Genomic DNA, 14373 nt, shown 5'->3' on the forward strand with positions numbered 1-14373 from the left:
TCAGCCCTTGAGCTCCTGGCGCAGGTGGCGCTTGAGAATCTTGCCGGCGGTGCTCTTGGGCAGGGCGTCGGTGAAGACCACCCGCTTGGGCACCTTGTAGGGCGCCATGGTCGCCTTGGCGTGGGCGATCAGCGCCGCCTCGCTCACCTCGGCGCCCTCCTTGGGCACCACCACCGCGGTGATCGCCTCGATCCACTTGTCGTCGGGCAGGCCGATCACGGCCACCTCGGAGACGGCCGCGTGGGTGAACAGCGCCTCCTCCACCTCACGGCTGGCCACCACCACGCCGCCGGTGTTGATGACGTCCTTGATGCGATCGACGATGTACAGATAGCCCGCGTCGTCGAGGTAGCCCACGTCGCCGGAGTGGAACCAGCCGCCCAGGAAGGCCTCCTCGCTCATCTCCGGCTTGTCCCAGTAGCCGGTGAGCAGCTGCGGCGAGCGGTGCACGATCTCGCCGTGCTCGCCGGGCGCCACGTCGTTCATCTCGGCGTCGACGATGCGGGTCTCCACGGTGAGGATGGGGCGGCCGGCGGAGGCGGGGCGCTCGTCGTGCTCCTCGGGGCGCAGCACCGTGGCCAGCGGGGCGATCTCGCTCTGGCCATAGCAGTTGTAGAGCCCCACGCCGGGGATGCGCCGGCGCAGCTCCTCCAGCACCGGCACCGGCATGATGGAGGCGCCGTAGTAGGCCTTTTTCAGCGCCGAGAGATCGTGGGCGTCGAAGTCGGGGTGGCGCAGCAGGCCGATCCACACCGTGGGCGGGGCGAAGAAGGAGGCGATGCCCTGGCGGCTGATCTGGGCCAGGCAGTCGTCGGGCAGCGGGGCCTCGCGCAGGTGGACCGGCGCTCCCAGCAGCAGCGCCGGCATCAGGAAGACGTGCATCTGGGCGGAGTGATAGAGCGGCAGGGCGGCCAGCATCGGCTCGTCGCCCTTGATGTCGAGCTCCACCATGCAGGCCATGTACTCGGCGAGCAGCGCCTGGTGGGTCATCATCGCCGCCTTGGGGGCGGCGGTGGTGCCGGAGGTATAGAGCAGCTGGGCGAGGCTCGCTCCCTCGAGGTCGACCGCCGGCTCGGCGGCATCGCCCCCGGCTTCGTCGAGGGCGACCTGAAGCACGTCGAGGCCCTGGGGCTCCCCGGCGTGCAGGGTGCCGGCGAGGGTCAGCGCCAGGCCCTGGGTGGCGGCGGCGACGTTGTCGGCCAGGCTGAGGTCGCTGAGCAGGCCGGCGGCGCCGGACTGCTCGAGGATGTAGCGCAGCTCGTCGCCGCTCAGCGCGAAGTTCACCGGCACGTGCACCAGGCCGGCACGGGTGGCGGCCAGCCAGGCGATCACATAGGCGTCGGAGTTCTTGCCGTAGACCGCCAGGCGGTCCCCGGGGGCGAGGCCCTGGGCCAGCAGCCGGTTGGCCACCCGATTCACCGCAGCGTCGAGCTCGGCATAGGTCCAGTGGCGGTCATTGAAGGCGAGCGCCAGGCGGGCGCCATGCTTGCGGGCGCTGCGGGCCAGGGCGGCGCCGATGGTGTTCTGCTGGATGCGAGATGGGGGAGTCGTTGTCTTCATCGCTTGCTTGACCTCTCAGACAGCGGGGATCGCGGCGAAACGGCGGCTTGGCGCCTGCCCCCGGCCTCGGCCGGGGGCGGGAGGGGCTCGTCGGGGCAGAGCACCCAGAGCAGGGAGGCGCTGACAGGCGCCGAGTGGCAACGGTGCGACGGCGACCCGTCACGCCCCGCACCGGCGCGCTCAGGCACCGCCGTTGACCAGGTGGCACTGGCTCTCGGACAGCGGCCGGAAGGCCTCGTCGGCGGGGATGGTGCGCACGATGCGGAAGAGGTCGTCCTCATCGGCGGCTTCCTCCGGCGACTTCACTTCCACCAGGTACATGTCGTGGACCATGCGGCCGTCCTCGCGGATATAGCCGCCGGTGGCGAAGATGTCGTCGACTGGCGTCTCTATCATCTGCCGGCGCACCGCCTGGGCCTCGTCGGTGCCGATGGCGTCGACGGCCTGCAGGTAGTGCAGGGTGCTGGAGTAGAGCCCGGCGTGGACCATGGTGGGCATGCTGCCGGTGCGCTCGCGGAAGCGCTCGGCCCAGGCGCGTGTCTCGTCGTTGAGGTCGTAGTACCACGCCTTGGTGAACTGCAGGCCCTGGGCGTCTTCCAGGCCGATGCTGCGGATGTCGGTGCTGAACAGCACCATGCCGGCGAGGATCTGGCCCGCCTGGGTGATCCCGAACTCGCCGGCGGTGGTGATGGCGTTGATGGTATCCCCGCCGGCGTTGTTGAGCGCGATGACGTCGGCGCCGGAGGCCTGGGCCTGCAGCATGAACGACGAGAAGTCGCTGCTGGGGAAGGGGTGGCGCGCCTTGCCGACGATGGTGCCGCCGTTCTCGGTGACCACGCGCTCCACGTCGCCCTCCAGGGCGTGGCCGAAGGAGTAGTCGGCGCTGAGCAGGTACCAGTTGGGGTTGCCCTCCTGGGTGATGGCGCGGGCGGTACCGTTGGACATGGCCCAGGTGTCGTAGACCCAGTGGATGTGATTGGGCGAGCAGCTCTCGTTGGTCACGCCGGAGGAGACGGCGCCGTTGACCAGGCCCAGGCGGTTCTCGTCTTCCAGCAGACGCACGGCGGCCAGGGTCACCGAGGAGGCCACCAGGCCGGTCACCATGTCGACGTTGCGCTCGTCGATCCATTCGCGAACGACGCTGGAACCCACATCGGCGCTGTTACGGTCGTCGGCGCTGAAGACCACGATGTCGGCCCCCGCCACGCTGCCGCCCACGTCCTCGATGGCCATCTCGATGGCATCGAGCCCGATCGGGCCGATCGGGTCGCGGTAGATGCCGGACATGTCGGCCAGGTAGCCGATGCGGATTTCGTTGTCGGTGATCTCGGTGGCGCCGGCCTGAGAGGCAAGCATGACGGAGGCGGCGAGAGCGCCCAGAGCGAACTGGCGGGATGTGATCATTCGTTTGGCCTTTGCTTGTTGTTGTGTACGGGCAGCGGGGGGCTGCCGGCTTCATGGTAGGAGCAAAGGTCGCCGCGGGGTTTACCCATCCGGCCACACTTTTTGCATTTCGTGCCAATCTTTCGGCGTCACGACACAGTGTAAGACCTTGGTGTGAGTCGGCGGACGGCGCGACTGCGGCGTAACGTGGCTGCTTCTTCCACTTATTCAGTGGGTTGAGGCGTATTTGGCAAGGCCGGGTGGCAATGGGAGAGAACAAGGCGGAACAGATGATGCCAGGCTGCAAGGCATCGTCGGCGGAGCTTGGAGGTGGAGCGGGACAGAAAAAGGGTTCATCGCACTTTAGCGTGAACATGTTTGGCAGGTTTAATGGTGGGAGGCCGGCTCTGCCGGGCGAAGGCGCCGCAGGCGCCCTATGAGTAGCGCTGCGCGCTACTTCGTCGAAGCGTCGAGCCGGAGCTGAAGCCGAAGCGTCGAACCGTCCCTCCCACAAAGCCAATGCACGCCAGTCTGCGAAGAGTCAGAAAAGCGGGGGCACCCTAAGGTGCCCCCGCCGATCGGTCCGCTGAACGAGTCGCCGTCAGGCGGGCTCAGTGGCTATGGTCATGATCGTGATCGTGATCGTGGTCATTGTCGTGGTCGTGGTCATGGTCGTCATGGCCCGGCGCTGCCAGTGCGTCGTGCAGGGTCTGGGCGTTGTGGCGCATCATGCCGAGGTAAGTGCTCGCTTCGCCCTCCGCGGCCAGGGCATCGGCGTAGAGGGTGCCGGCAACGGGCAGGCCGGTCTCCTCGGCGAGCTGGTTGATCACCGCGGGACTGGTCATGTTCTCGTGGAACAGGGCGCGGACGTTCTGTTCGCGAATCACGTCGATCAGCCGCGCCATGTCGGCGGCGCTGGGCTCGGCCTCGGTGGAGAGCCCCACCGGTGACAGGAAGTTCAGGCCGTAGGCGTTGGCGAAATAGCCGAAGGAGTCGTGCCCGGTGATCACGCTGCTGGAGGCGGGAATCTCGACGATCAGCCGACGCATCTCCTCGTCCATCGCCTGCATCTCGGCGATGTAGCGCTCGGCGTTCTCACGGTAGGCGGCCTCTTTGTCCGGGTCGGCCTCGATCAGGCCCTCCAGGATATTGCCGGCGTAGACCTGGCCCATGGCGAGATCCTGCCAGGCATGGGGATCGTAGTCGCCATGCACATGGTCGTGATCATGCCCATGTTCGTGCCCATGGTCATGGTCGTCGTGGTCATGATCGTGGCCATGGTCGTCGTGATCATGGTCATGGCCGTGATCGTCGTGGTCATGGCCGTGGTCGTCGTGGTACTCGAGCCTGTCGATGCCATCGGTGGCGGTGACCAGCGGGCCGGCGTAGTCGCTGGAGTCGATCAGCCGCTCCATCCAGCCCTCGAACAGCAGGCCGTTGAACACCACCAGGTCGGCATCGGCAAGGGCCCGGGCGTCACGGGGGGTGGGCGAGTAGACGTGGGCATCGCTGTCGGGGCCCACCAGGGAGGTCACCTCGACGTGCTCGCCGCCGATGTTCTCGACCATATCGGCCAGGATGCTGAAGCTGGTCACCACCTGGACGCGCTCCGCGGCCATGGCGGCCGGCAGCGCCAGCATGGCCGTGGCGCCGATCATCAGGGCGGAGGGTTTGAAGCTTGGCATTGACTATCTCCTTGGTGCGGTTGTCAAAGGTTGTGCGTTCAGTGAGGCTCGGGCGCGCCCAAGGGGGCGGCCCGCCGTCGCAGGCGGGCGCTCAGGCTGTGGTGACGGCCGAACAGGGCGGAGAGGATATAGCCCACCCCGGCCAGCAGGATGATCGCCGGGCCGGAGGGGATGCTGAGGTGGTAGGAGAGCAGCAGCCCGCCGGTGCTGGCGACCATGGCCAGGCCGATGGCCACGCCGATCAGCCCCTCCAGGCGCTTGCTCCAGAAGCGCGCCGCGGTGGCCGGCAGCATCATCAGGCCCACCGCCATCAGGGTGCCCAGGGTCTGGAAGCCGGCGGTCAGGTTGAGCACCACCAGGCCCAGGAAGACCCCGTGGACCAGGCTGCCGCGCACCCCCTGGCCGCGCAGGAAGAGCGGGTCGAGGCACTCCACCACCAGGGCGCGGAAGATCACCGCCAGGGTCACCACGATCAGGCTGCTGATGGCGGCGATCAGCAGCAGGGCGGTGGTGTTGACGGCCAGTATCGAGCCAAACAGCACATGGGTCAGGTCCACGCTACTGCCGCCCAGCGAGACCAGCATCACCCCGGCGGCCAGCGAGATCAGGAAGAAGCTGGCCATGGCGGCATCTTCGCGCTGGCCGGACATCTGCGAGACGCTGCCGGCCAGCACCGCCACCAGCAGCCCGGAGAGCACCCCGCCGAGGCTCATGGCGGGCAGCGAGAAGCCGGCCAGCAAAAAGCCCAGCGCCACGCCGGGCAGGATGGCGTGGGCCATGGCATCGCCGATCAGGCTCATGCCGCGCAGCACCAGGAACACCCCCATGGGCGGGGCGGCCAGGGAGAGCGCCAGGCCGGCCACCAGGGCGCGGCGCATGAAGCCGTAGTCGAAGGGGGCGATCAGCCACTCGTGCAGGGTTCCGAACAGTTCGGCTAGCATGCGCTGACCCCCGCGATCGGCAGCGGGGCCGTGAGCTGGATCAGCTCCGCCGGCGTCATCTCGCGGAAGGCGGCCGCCGTGGTCCAGTGGGCATGGCCGCCGGCCAGCACCACCACCTCGTCGGCGAGCCTAGTGAGCTGGTCCATGTCGTGGAGCACCACCAGCAGGGTGGCGCCGGCATCGGCCATGTCGCGCAGCACCTCGATCAGCACCTCCACGGTCTCGGCATCGACGTTGGCGAAGGGCTCGTCGAGCAGCAGCAGCTCGGCCTCCTGCATCAGGGTGCGGCCGATCAGCGCCCGCTGGCGCTGGCCGCCGGAGAGCTCGCCCAGGGGGCGGTGGGCCAGATGCGAGATGCCCAGGCGCGCCATGATCTCACGGCCGCGGCGGTAGTGGGCGCCGCAGTAGCCTTTCAGCGCCCCGTGGCTGGGCCAGGTGCCGACCATGATCAGCTCTTCCACGCTCATCGGGAAGGTGAGGTCCAGCGCCAGCTGCTGGGGCAGCCAGGCGCGCCGCGACTTGGGAATCGAACAGTCGATACGCCCGGCCACCGGCTTGAGGGTGCCGGTGATGCCCTGGATCAGGGTGCTCTTGCCGGCGCCGTTGGCCCCCACCAGGGCGGTGATGGCGCCATCGGCGAACTCGCCGTCCACGTGCTGCAGCACGGTGCGATGCCCCTGGGCCAGCTGCAGGTCGCGGAGGGCCAGGCGGGCGGGCTCAGGTACCGGCATCACTGCCACCACCCCGCGGCCCAGCCGACCGTCAGCCACAGCAGTGCCAGGGGAGCGGCCACCAACAGCAGCCGGCGCCCGGCGGAGAGCGAAAGCAGGGAAAAATGGCACGGCCCTTCCTGGCGGTGCCGGTGCGAGTGTGTACGGTGTGCCATAAGCGGGCCCTCGCGACGGATGGATGAGGTTATAACATAACAAATTGGGCGTCATCCAGCGCTTCGCGATGCGTGACTACCCGTTGATGGGCGGCAGTATCCCGCATTCAGCGAAAAATGGAACCGTTGGCCGTCCCGTCCGACTTCAATAGCGCAGCGCCACTCCCAGGTGGTTGGGAGTGACCAGCAGCGCATATTCGCCTTCCAGGTGAAGTTCGCCCAGCGACACCCGCGCCGGCTGGAAGCGATTGATCGCCGCCGTGGCCTGGCGCGGCTGGGTCTGTAGCTGCAGCTCGCTGACCAGCATGCCGGTGGCGAAGTTGATGGCGCCGTCGCGTCCGCGGCCGTCGCCCACCCCGATCAGCAGCCCCGCCGCGGTGTTGACGGCCAGCGAGCCGAGCCGTGCCTCCAGGCTGCGGCGCTGGCGCTCCTCCTCGGCGAGGGCCTGCATCAGCCGGCGGGCGTTCTCGATATCTCCCGGGCCATCACGAAGCTCACGGCGCGCCTGAGGGTGCGGCTGGCGGTCGAGGAACATGCCGCCCAGCGCCAGGGCCGATTTCACCACCCCCACGCGGGCATCGTAGCGGGTATCGCGGCTGCTCGATTCGCTGGCCTGATAGGCGTTCAGCGCCAGGCTGCCGGCGTAGATCCCCGTCCAGCTCGCCTGCCAGATACCCGCCTGTCGCGCCCCGCGCTCCAGGGCGTCCTGATAGGCCTGAAATTCCTGCCGAGCCGGCTCGGCAACGGCGCCGGGCGACACGGCATAGAGCAGCAGGGCGAGCAGGAAGAAGCGAGCGGGTGACCAGGGGCGAGTCGGGAACATGAGCGGCTCCAGAACCAGGCGAGTGATGCTATGAGGTTAGCAGGGTGGAGTGACCGGCAAGACCCATTCCCGTAGAGTCAGGGGGAGACCGACCCGGAGACCCCCATGCGACCGCCGCTCGACGACACCGCCCTCGACACCGCCTTCCGCGAGGCGCGCACCCACTACGGCTTTCGCGACGTGGCGATCGATGACGCCACCCTGCATCGGCTCTACGACCTGCTGAAGTGGGGGCCGACCTCGATGAACAGCCAGCCGGCCCGCTACGTCTTCGTGACCAGCCTGGTCGGCAAGTCGCGGCTGCTTCCGGCCCTCTCCGAGGGCAACCGGGACAAGGCCCGCGAGGCCGCCGCCACGGTGATCGTGGCCACCGACACCCGCTTCTACGAGCACCTGCCGACCCAGTTCCCCGGCTCGCCCAACGCCCGGGAGCGCTTCGCCGCCGACCCCGCCAAGGCCGCCGATACCGCCTGGCGCAACGCCACCCTGCAGGGCGGCTACCTGATCATCGCCGCCCGGATGCTGGGCCTGGACGTGGGCCCCATGAGCGGCTTCGACCGGCCCATGGTCGATCAGGAGTTTTTCCCCGACGGGCGCTACCAGAGCAACTTCCTGGTCAACCTCGGCGTCGGCGACCCCGCCAGCCTGCGCCCCCGCGGGCCGCGGCTGGCGTTCGATGAGGTGGCCCAGGTGGTGTGAGAGGGCGCGATTAGTCGATCAGGGCGTTCAGGCGGTCCGGGAAGTCGGTGAAGATGCCGTCGACGCCCCAGTCGAGCAGCGTCTGCATGTCATCCTGCTCGTTGATGGTGTAGACATGCACCAGCAGGTTGTTGGCCTGGGCCTGCTCGATGAAGGCGGCATCGATCACCTGGAGGTCATCCTGGTAGGTCAGGTTGGTGCCGATGCCCACCGCATACTCCCGGATGGCCTGGAAGTCTGAATCGGTGATCTCGCTCGGCCCCGGGGTGACCCCGGTCCACTCCTGCAGTGCTTCACTGCCCTCGGCCTGGGGGTGGTACCACACCAGCTGCACCAGCGGCACCTGATCGTTCAGCGCCTGAACCTCGAGCAGGCTCGGCTGGCTGAACGACTGCACCACCACCGCGCCGGCTTCGATCAGCCCGTGAGCTTCCAACTCCTCGAGCAGCGCCTCCTCGATGCCGGGGTAGAGTTCCGGCGACTTGGTCTCGAGGTAGTAGCGGACATCGGTGCCGAAATGGTCGATCACCTCGCCCAGGGTGAGGACCTCGACGCCTTCGTAGGCCTCGTCGGCGTAGTCGGGGTAGGCCGCGTTGAACCAACTGCCGGCATCCAGTGCCTTGAGCTCCCCCAGGGTGATGTCCTTGAGCTCGCCCTCGCCATCGGTGGTGCGGTCGATGGTCTCGTCGTGGAAGGCCACCAGCTCGCCGTCGGCGGTCATCTGGATATCCAGCTCCAGGTAGTCCACGCCCATCTCGTCGGCCAGCACCAGCGCCGGCAGCGTCTGCTCCGGGGCTTGGCCGCTGGCGCCGCGGTGGGCGATCACCTGAAACGCCTGCAGATCGTCCAGCTGCTGCTGCAGCGGGGTGGTCTCCGCCAGCGCCGGGGCAGCCAGCGCCACGGTGCCGAGGGCGGTCAGGGCGTAACGAAACGGCTGGGGGTTGAGCAGCGTCATGGGATTCCTTTTATTGAATGTTCAATCAATAAAAATACAGGATCGAGCCATTGCGCTGCAAGCCGACGGCTGGGCTTGGACATCACGCCCAGTTGATCCACCCCGCAAGGGCCGGGCGATTGGCGATCTCGACCTGCTGAGCCCTTGGTTCGGTCTCGACGTGATGGGGATTGACCCCCAGCTCACGTAGCGCATAAAGCACCAAGGGCCCCCGGCAGGACAGGCTGAGCTCACCGTCCTGCATGCCGTAGTCGGCGGCGATCAGTGCCTGCTCCTGTGGCGGTAGCCGCCTATCGGGGATCAGGCGCACCTCGACGTGGGTATGCCAGGCCGCGTCCTCGGCAATGCCGTGCGCTCCCAGCATGTCGCCATTCGGCTCCGGCACGCCGCGGAAGCGGCTCAGCACGAAATCCCGATAGTCACAGTGCTTTTCACAGAAAGCCCTCACATGCCAGCGTCCGGCGGCGAACACCAGCGTATGGGGCACGATGATGCGCTCCTCCCCCTCGGGACTGGTGAACGAAGCGTAGGTGACCTCCAGGCGTTGCCCTGCACGGGCGGCCTTGACCAGTTCGCGCACCACCTGCGGGGAGACGGCACGGCTCGGCCTGGGCAGGGCTTCTGTGTCTGCCGCGCCGAGCCCGAGACCCGTGAAGGGCGAGCCCAGCTCCTGGTGTGAGCCCAGCAGATGTAGGTACTCCTCGACCCGGCCCTGAGTAAAGCAAGGTGCGAACCGCTCGGTAGGCAGGAAGCCCTTGCGCGACTCGTCATAGATCAGGTTGTCGGGGACCAGCTCCCGATAGATCCGGAGCACCTTCTGTGCCTGCTGGCGCCCGATGCCGAACGCCTCGCCGATCTGCGAGGCCACCACCCGGCCCTCCCAAAGCGCCAGGATCTCGATCAGGCGATATCGGGCGAGGGTGTCCCAGGGGAGAGTTGACGTTTCGGGCATGGGAGGCTCCTTCCTTCCGTGGCTGCCTTACCAGCATGACCGACGTCAGGATCGGGTTGAAGAGTACGGTGGTTGAATCGACAGGGGTGGTGAAGCTGGCCCAGGGGTGCTTGGATGGGAGTCAGCCTGACAGAAAAAGGACGTGTCATGGATGACCTCTCACCCTCCGATCTGAAGACGATCCTTCATTCCAAGCGTGCCAACCTCTATTACCTGCAGCACTGCCGTGTGTTGGTCAATGGCGGTCGTGTTGAGTACGTCACCGATGAGGGCAGCCGCTCTCGCTACTGGAATATCCCCATCGCCAACACCACTTCGCTATTGCTCGGCACGGGTACGTCCATTACACAGGCGGCCATGCGTGAGCTGGCCAAGGCCGGTGTGTTGGTTGGCTTCTGTGGCGGCGGCGGTACGCCTCTATTTGCTGCCAACGAGGTGGATGTCGATGTCGCCTGGCTGACTCCTCAGAGCGAATACCGACCCACCGAGTATCTGCAGCACTGGGTGCATTTCTGGTTCGACGACGAGAAACGCCTTGAGGCGGCCAAGGCTTTCCAACTGGCGCGTCTGAAGAGGATCGAAGCGCTGTGGGCGGAACGTTTTCTCAAGGAGGCTGGCTTTACGGTCTCGCCGGATGCACTCCATCAAGCCTTGGCAACACATCGCGATGCGATTACCGAGTCGCCCAGCACGACCGATTTGCTGACCTTGGAAGCCCGACTGACCAAGTACCTGTTCAAGCTCGCGACTCAGGCCGTGAGCTATGGTGATTTCACCCGGGCCAAGCGCGGTAGCGGCACCGACCCCGCCAACCGCTTTCTCGATCATGGTAACTATCTGGCCTACGGTCTGGCGGCGACGGCGACTTGGGTGCTCGGCATTCCACATGGCCTGGCGGTGCTGCACGGCAAGACCCGCCGCGGTGGCCTGGTCTTCGATGTGGCCGACCTGGTCAAGGACGCGGTGATCCTTCCGCAGGCGTTTCTTTCCGCTATGCAGGGCGACGAGGAGCAGGAGTTTCGTCAGGCGTGCATCGAGCGGCTGACGCGTACGGAATCTCTCGACTACATGATCGACACCCTGAAGGACGTGGCGCTTGAACTGGGAGGGCCAGCAGCGTGAACGTACTTCTGGTCTCCCAGTGCAACAAGAACGCGCTCAAGGAGACGCGTCGGATTCTCGACCAGTTCGCCGAACGGCGCGGCGATCGCACCTGGCAGACGCCGATCACCATGGAAGGGCTCGCTACGCTCAGGAAGCTCTTGCGCAAGACGGCACGCAAGAACACCGCCGTGGCCTGTCACTGGATTCGCGGACGGGATCATAGCGAGCTGATGTGGATCGTTGGCAATGCCGCCCAGTTCAATACGAAGGGAGCGTCTCCGACCAACACCACGCGCCGCAATATCCTGCGTGCCGAGGATGAGAATGACTGGCACAGCGGGCGTCTGATTCATCTTCTTGCGTCGATGGCCGCCCTGTTCCATGACCTCGGCAAGGCTAGTCACGCATTCCAGGATCGGCTCCATGGGCGTCTGGAGGGACGCAACCGCTATCGGCATGAATGGGTATCGTTGCGTTTGTTGGAAGCCTTCGTGGGCGATGACGATGATGAGACCTGGCTTGCTCGGCTCGAAAAGCCCTCTCCCGACGACGATGCACGCTGGTTGGGCTACCTCAAGAGCGATGGAGTGGCTGACGTCGCCGATGGGGAGAAAACACCTTTTATCCAACTGCCGCCGCTTGCCGCAGCGATTGGCTGGCTGGTCCTGAGTCATCACCGTCTGCCGGCATTGCCGGCCTATGACGATAACGGCCGACAAAAATGGGTCGGGGCTCGCGCCAGCATGAACGCCGCTAACCTGCCGGCGCTCCCCGAGGCCATCACGGCGGCCTGGAACGAATGCGTCGAATTGGCCGAGACACAAGACGTCGGGCCGTACTGGGAGTTTCCCCATGGCCTGCCTGTCACGACTGATGCATGGCGGCAGCGTAGTCGGCGGCTGGCGCGGCAGATAAAAGACATTAAGGTATCGACGCCGCCGCTGGAGTCTCCCTACGTCATGCACTTGGCGCGTTTGGCATTGATGCTGGCGGATCACCACTATTCGAGCCTGACCGGCACAGGGCGGCTCCCCGGTGCCTGGTCGACCGCACTATATGCCAATACCACCGTGCTGAATGGCAAGCGTCAGCTATGCCAGCCTCTGGATGAGCACCTGCTGGGCGTAACCCGGGTAGCGGGTGAAATCGTCCATCGTTTGCCGGACATGGCTAGCGCCCTGCCGCGTATCGCACGGCACAAGGGCTTTCGCCAGCGTAGCTGCGACCCTCGCTTTCGCTGGCAGGACAAGGCCTTCGACCTGGCGACAGGCTTGCGTGACAAGGCCCGAGAACAGGGCTTCTTTGGCATCAACATGGCGTCGACTGGCTGCGGCAAGACCATTGCCAACGGCCGGATCATGTACGCTTTGAGCGATCCCGAGAAAGGCGCTCGCTTCTCGATAGCCCTCGGCCTGAGAACGCTCACGCTGCAAACCGGGCAGGTGTACCGTGAGAGGCTTGGGCTGGGTAGCGACGACTTGGCCATCCGGGTGGGTGGCAGTGCCAGCCGCGCACTCTTCGAGCACCAGCAGCACGAGAATGGGGGCTCAGAGTCCCGCGCCGCACTGCTGGATGAGCAGAGCCATGTCCATTTCGAAGGGCAAATCGATGAACACCCTCTGCTATCGCGAGCCGCGAAAGACACCCATGCCCGAGCGCTGATCGGCGCGCCGGTGCTGGTGTGTACCATCGATCACCTGATACCGGCCACGGAGAGCCTGCGCGGCGGTCACCAGATCGCCCCCATGCTACGGCTAATGAGCAGTGACCTCGTGCTTGATGAGCCGGATGACTTCGATATCAGTGATCTACCCGGCCTGACGCGTTTGGTGTACTGGGCAGGGCTGCTGGGCTCGCGGGTACTGCTCTCCTCGGCCACGCTGCCGCCTGCCATGGTGCGTGGGCTGTTTGAGGCCTATTGCGCCGGCCGGGCAGAGTACCAGCGGCATCGTGGCGTTCCAAGCATTCCACTGAACCCCTGTTGTGCCTGGTTCGATGAGTTTGGCTGCGCCCAGCAGCAGTGCGCCGAGGGTGAGCAGTTCGATGCCGCACACAGGCAGTTTGCTCAGCAGCGCGCCGTTCGGCTAGGAGAGCAGATGCCGGCCCGTCGTGGCTATCTCGTGCCGATGTCTGCTCCTAGCGCCCATCCGGACGCCGTACATCAGGCGGTCGCGCAGACGATACTTACTCATGCCTGCTCCCTGCACGAGCAGCACCACGCCGTCGATCCCCATAGTAACAAGCGAGTCAGCTTCGGCCTGGTTCGCATGGCCAATATCGAGCCGCTCGCTGCCGTTGCCCAGGCACTTTACCGGTCGGAAATTCCGGAAGGGTGGCAAATTCATCTTTGCGTCTACCACGCCCAGTTTCCGCTGCTGCTGCGCTCACGCCTGGAAGCACGCCTGGACCGAACGCTCGATCGACGCAGCGAGGATGCCGTTTTCGATCTCGCCGACATTCGCGTGCGGCTCGACGGCTGCTCCGCTCAGGATCACCTTTTTATCGTGCTTGGGTCGCCGGTCACCGAGGTTGGTAGGGACCACGATTATGACTGGGCCGTGGTCGAGCCCTCATCGATGCGCTCGATCATTCAACTTGCCGGTCGCGTGCGGCGCCACCGTCCTGCCCTCGTTCATGCTCCCAACATTGCACTGCTTGGAGCCAACGTTCGGCACCTGAAACGGGTCACGCCGGCCTTCAGTCGGCCAGGTTTCGAGACCGAGCGGGACTGGCCGCTGAGGTCACATCAGTTGGCGGAGCTTCTGAGAGAGGCTGAGATCGAGCATATCGACTCGCGACCACGCCTGTTGCCGGTGGAGGCGCTAGAGTCGGCGCACAAGCTGGTCGATCTCGAGCATGCGCGACTTGCCGCGCTCATGGTCGAGGGGGCCGATGCCGCTCCTGGTCGCCAACGACGCAGGCGTCGCGGTGAGCCGGCGCAGATTCATCTTGGGGCCTATCTATTCTATCGCCACGCATCGATGACCCTCGGGGCGCTACCGATACAGCACCACCCCTTTCGGGAGGACAACGAACCGGAGTGCGAATTCGTGCTGCTCCCGGATGAGACAGAGGAAGACTACGGCTTCTGGCGGGTGGAGCAGGATGGCAAGGAGGAAAAGCTGAAGCGCGTGGAGACCGAGCTGGACCGGATACCGGAGGAGGTTTTCCGCCAACCAAGCATCGCGCCCTGGAACGAGCCCGACTACATGGCCGCACTGGCGGACCAAGCCGAGGCCATGGACATGGAGTTAGGGCGTTGCGCCCGGCGCTTCGGCCGCATCCGCCTGAAAACGAACTACGCCCCGCAGGGATGGCACTTCCATCCGGCGCTGGGATTCGTGAGGAGAAAGTAAGCAGCCGGCCTGGATCGGGCCGGCTGAGG

Annotated in this window: 12 protein-coding genes; 3 read left to right on the forward strand and 9 right to left on the reverse strand. The window is 66.0% G+C overall.

Annotated elements, in window-relative coordinates:
- From ACZIYR_RS01520 to ACZIYR_RS01550, 7 genes are all read right to left on the reverse strand, one after another.
- Nucleotides 1–1560, reverse strand: a complete 1560-nt coding sequence (locus ACZIYR_RS01520) for a fatty acyl-CoA synthetase (protein ID WP_483527993.1) — start codon at nt 1558–1560, stop codon at nt 1–3.
- A 180-nt stretch (nt 1561–1740) separates the two neighbouring features.
- The gene (locus ACZIYR_RS01525; protein WP_483527994.1) at nt 1741–2964 is read right to left on the reverse strand and encodes an ABC transporter substrate-binding protein; all 1224 of its coding nucleotides are present in this window, start codon (nt 2962–2964) and stop codon (nt 1741–1743) included.
- A 590-nt stretch (nt 2965–3554) separates the two neighbouring features.
- Nucleotides 3555–4628, reverse strand: coding sequence for a metal ABC transporter solute-binding protein, Zn/Mn family (locus ACZIYR_RS01530; protein WP_483527995.1), 1074 nt, complete (start codon nt 4626–4628; stop codon nt 3555–3557).
- A gap of 38 nt (nt 4629–4666) precedes the next feature.
- Nucleotides 4667–5569, reverse strand: a complete 903-nt coding sequence (locus ACZIYR_RS01535) for a metal ABC transporter permease (protein WP_473032131.1) — start codon at nt 5567–5569, stop codon at nt 4667–4669.
- The gene (locus ACZIYR_RS01540; RefSeq protein ID WP_483527996.1) at nt 5563–6300 is read right to left on the reverse strand and encodes a metal ABC transporter ATP-binding protein; all 738 of its coding nucleotides are present in this window, start codon (nt 6298–6300) and stop codon (nt 5563–5565) included. The genes ACZIYR_RS01535 and ACZIYR_RS01540 overlap by 7 nt, the downstream gene beginning before the upstream one ends.
- Complete coding sequence (locus ACZIYR_RS01545) at nt 6300–6455, reverse strand: hypothetical protein (RefSeq protein ID WP_473032133.1); 156 nt, start codon at nt 6453–6455, stop codon at nt 6300–6302. Before ACZIYR_RS01545 ends, ACZIYR_RS01540 begins: the two co-directional genes overlap by 1 nt.
- Nucleotides 6456–6600: 145 nt before the next feature.
- Nucleotides 6601–7278, reverse strand: a complete 678-nt coding sequence (locus ACZIYR_RS01550; RefSeq protein ID WP_473032134.1) for a hypothetical protein — start codon at nt 7276–7278, stop codon at nt 6601–6603.
- Nucleotides 7279–7383: 105 nt separating this feature from the next.
- On the opposite strand from ACZIYR_RS01550, the gene ACZIYR_RS01555 reads away from it, so the two are divergent.
- Entirely contained in the window at nt 7384–7977 is a 594-nt protein-coding gene (locus tag ACZIYR_RS01555) for a malonic semialdehyde reductase (protein WP_483527997.1), read from the forward strand.
- Between the two features lie 10 nt (nt 7978–7987).
- Here ACZIYR_RS01555 and ACZIYR_RS01560 read toward each other — a convergent pair whose 3' ends face one another.
- Nucleotides 7988–8932, reverse strand: coding sequence for a glycerophosphodiester phosphodiesterase (locus tag ACZIYR_RS01560; RefSeq protein WP_483527998.1), 945 nt, complete (start codon nt 8930–8932; stop codon nt 7988–7990).
- Nucleotides 8933–9014: 82 nt separating this feature from the next.
- On the reverse strand, nt 9015–9884 hold the full coding sequence (locus tag ACZIYR_RS01565; RefSeq protein WP_483527999.1) for a WYL domain-containing transcriptional regulator: 870 nt from the start codon (nt 9882–9884) through the stop codon (nt 9015–9017).
- Between the two features lie 147 nt (nt 9885–10031).
- On the opposite strand from ACZIYR_RS01565, the gene cas1f reads away from it, so the two are divergent.
- Complete coding sequence (gene cas1f / locus ACZIYR_RS01570; RefSeq protein WP_483528000.1) at nt 10032–11006, forward strand: type I-F CRISPR-associated endonuclease Cas1f; 975 nt, start codon at nt 10032–10034, stop codon at nt 11004–11006.
- Nucleotides 11003–14344 carry a type I-F CRISPR-associated helicase Cas3f gene (cas3f, locus tag ACZIYR_RS01575; protein WP_483528001.1) on the forward strand — a complete coding sequence of 1114 codons (3342 nt, stop codon included), beginning with the start codon at nt 11003–11005 and terminating at the stop codon, nt 14342–14344. The genes cas1f and cas3f overlap by 4 nt, the downstream gene beginning before the upstream one ends.
- The last annotated feature ends 29 nt before the right edge of the window (nt 14345–14373 follow it).

Source organism: Billgrantia sp. NRB1 (assembly GCF_056921725.1).

Coding starts and splice junctions, on each gene's coding strand:
- ACZIYR_RS01520 (WP_483527993.1), bottom strand. CDS start 1,560: ATGAAGACAACGACTCCCCCATCTCGCATCCAGCAGAACACCATCGGC.
- ACZIYR_RS01525 (WP_483527994.1), bottom strand. CDS start 2,964: ATGATCACATCCCGCCAGTTCGCTCTGGGCGCTCTCGCCGCCTCCGTC.
- ACZIYR_RS01530 (WP_483527995.1), bottom strand. CDS start 4,628: ATGCCAAGCTTCAAACCCTCCGCCCTGATGATCGGCGCCACGGCCATG.
- ACZIYR_RS01535 (WP_473032131.1), bottom strand. CDS start 5,569: ATGCTAGCCGAACTGTTCGGAACCCTGCACGAGTGGCTGATCGCCCCC.
- ACZIYR_RS01540 (WP_483527996.1), bottom strand. CDS start 6,300: ATGCCGGTACCTGAGCCCGCCCGCCTGGCCCTCCGCGACCTGCAGCTG.
- ACZIYR_RS01545 (WP_473032133.1), bottom strand. CDS start 6,455: ATGGCACACCGTACACACTCGCACCGGCACCGCCAGGAAGGGCCGTGC.
- ACZIYR_RS01550 (WP_473032134.1), bottom strand. CDS start 7,278: ATGTTCCCGACTCGCCCCTGGTCACCCGCTCGCTTCTTCCTGCTCGCC.
- ACZIYR_RS01555 (WP_483527997.1), top strand. CDS start 7,384: ATGCGACCGCCGCTCGACGACACCGCCCTCGACACCGCCTTCCGCGAG.
- ACZIYR_RS01560 (WP_483527998.1), bottom strand. CDS start 8,932: ATGACGCTGCTCAACCCCCAGCCGTTTCGTTACGCCCTGACCGCCCTC.
- ACZIYR_RS01565 (WP_483527999.1), bottom strand. CDS start 9,884: ATGCCCGAAACGTCAACTCTCCCCTGGGACACCCTCGCCCGATATCGC.
- cas1f (WP_483528000.1), top strand. CDS start 10,032: ATGGATGACCTCTCACCCTCCGATCTGAAGACGATCCTTCATTCCAAG.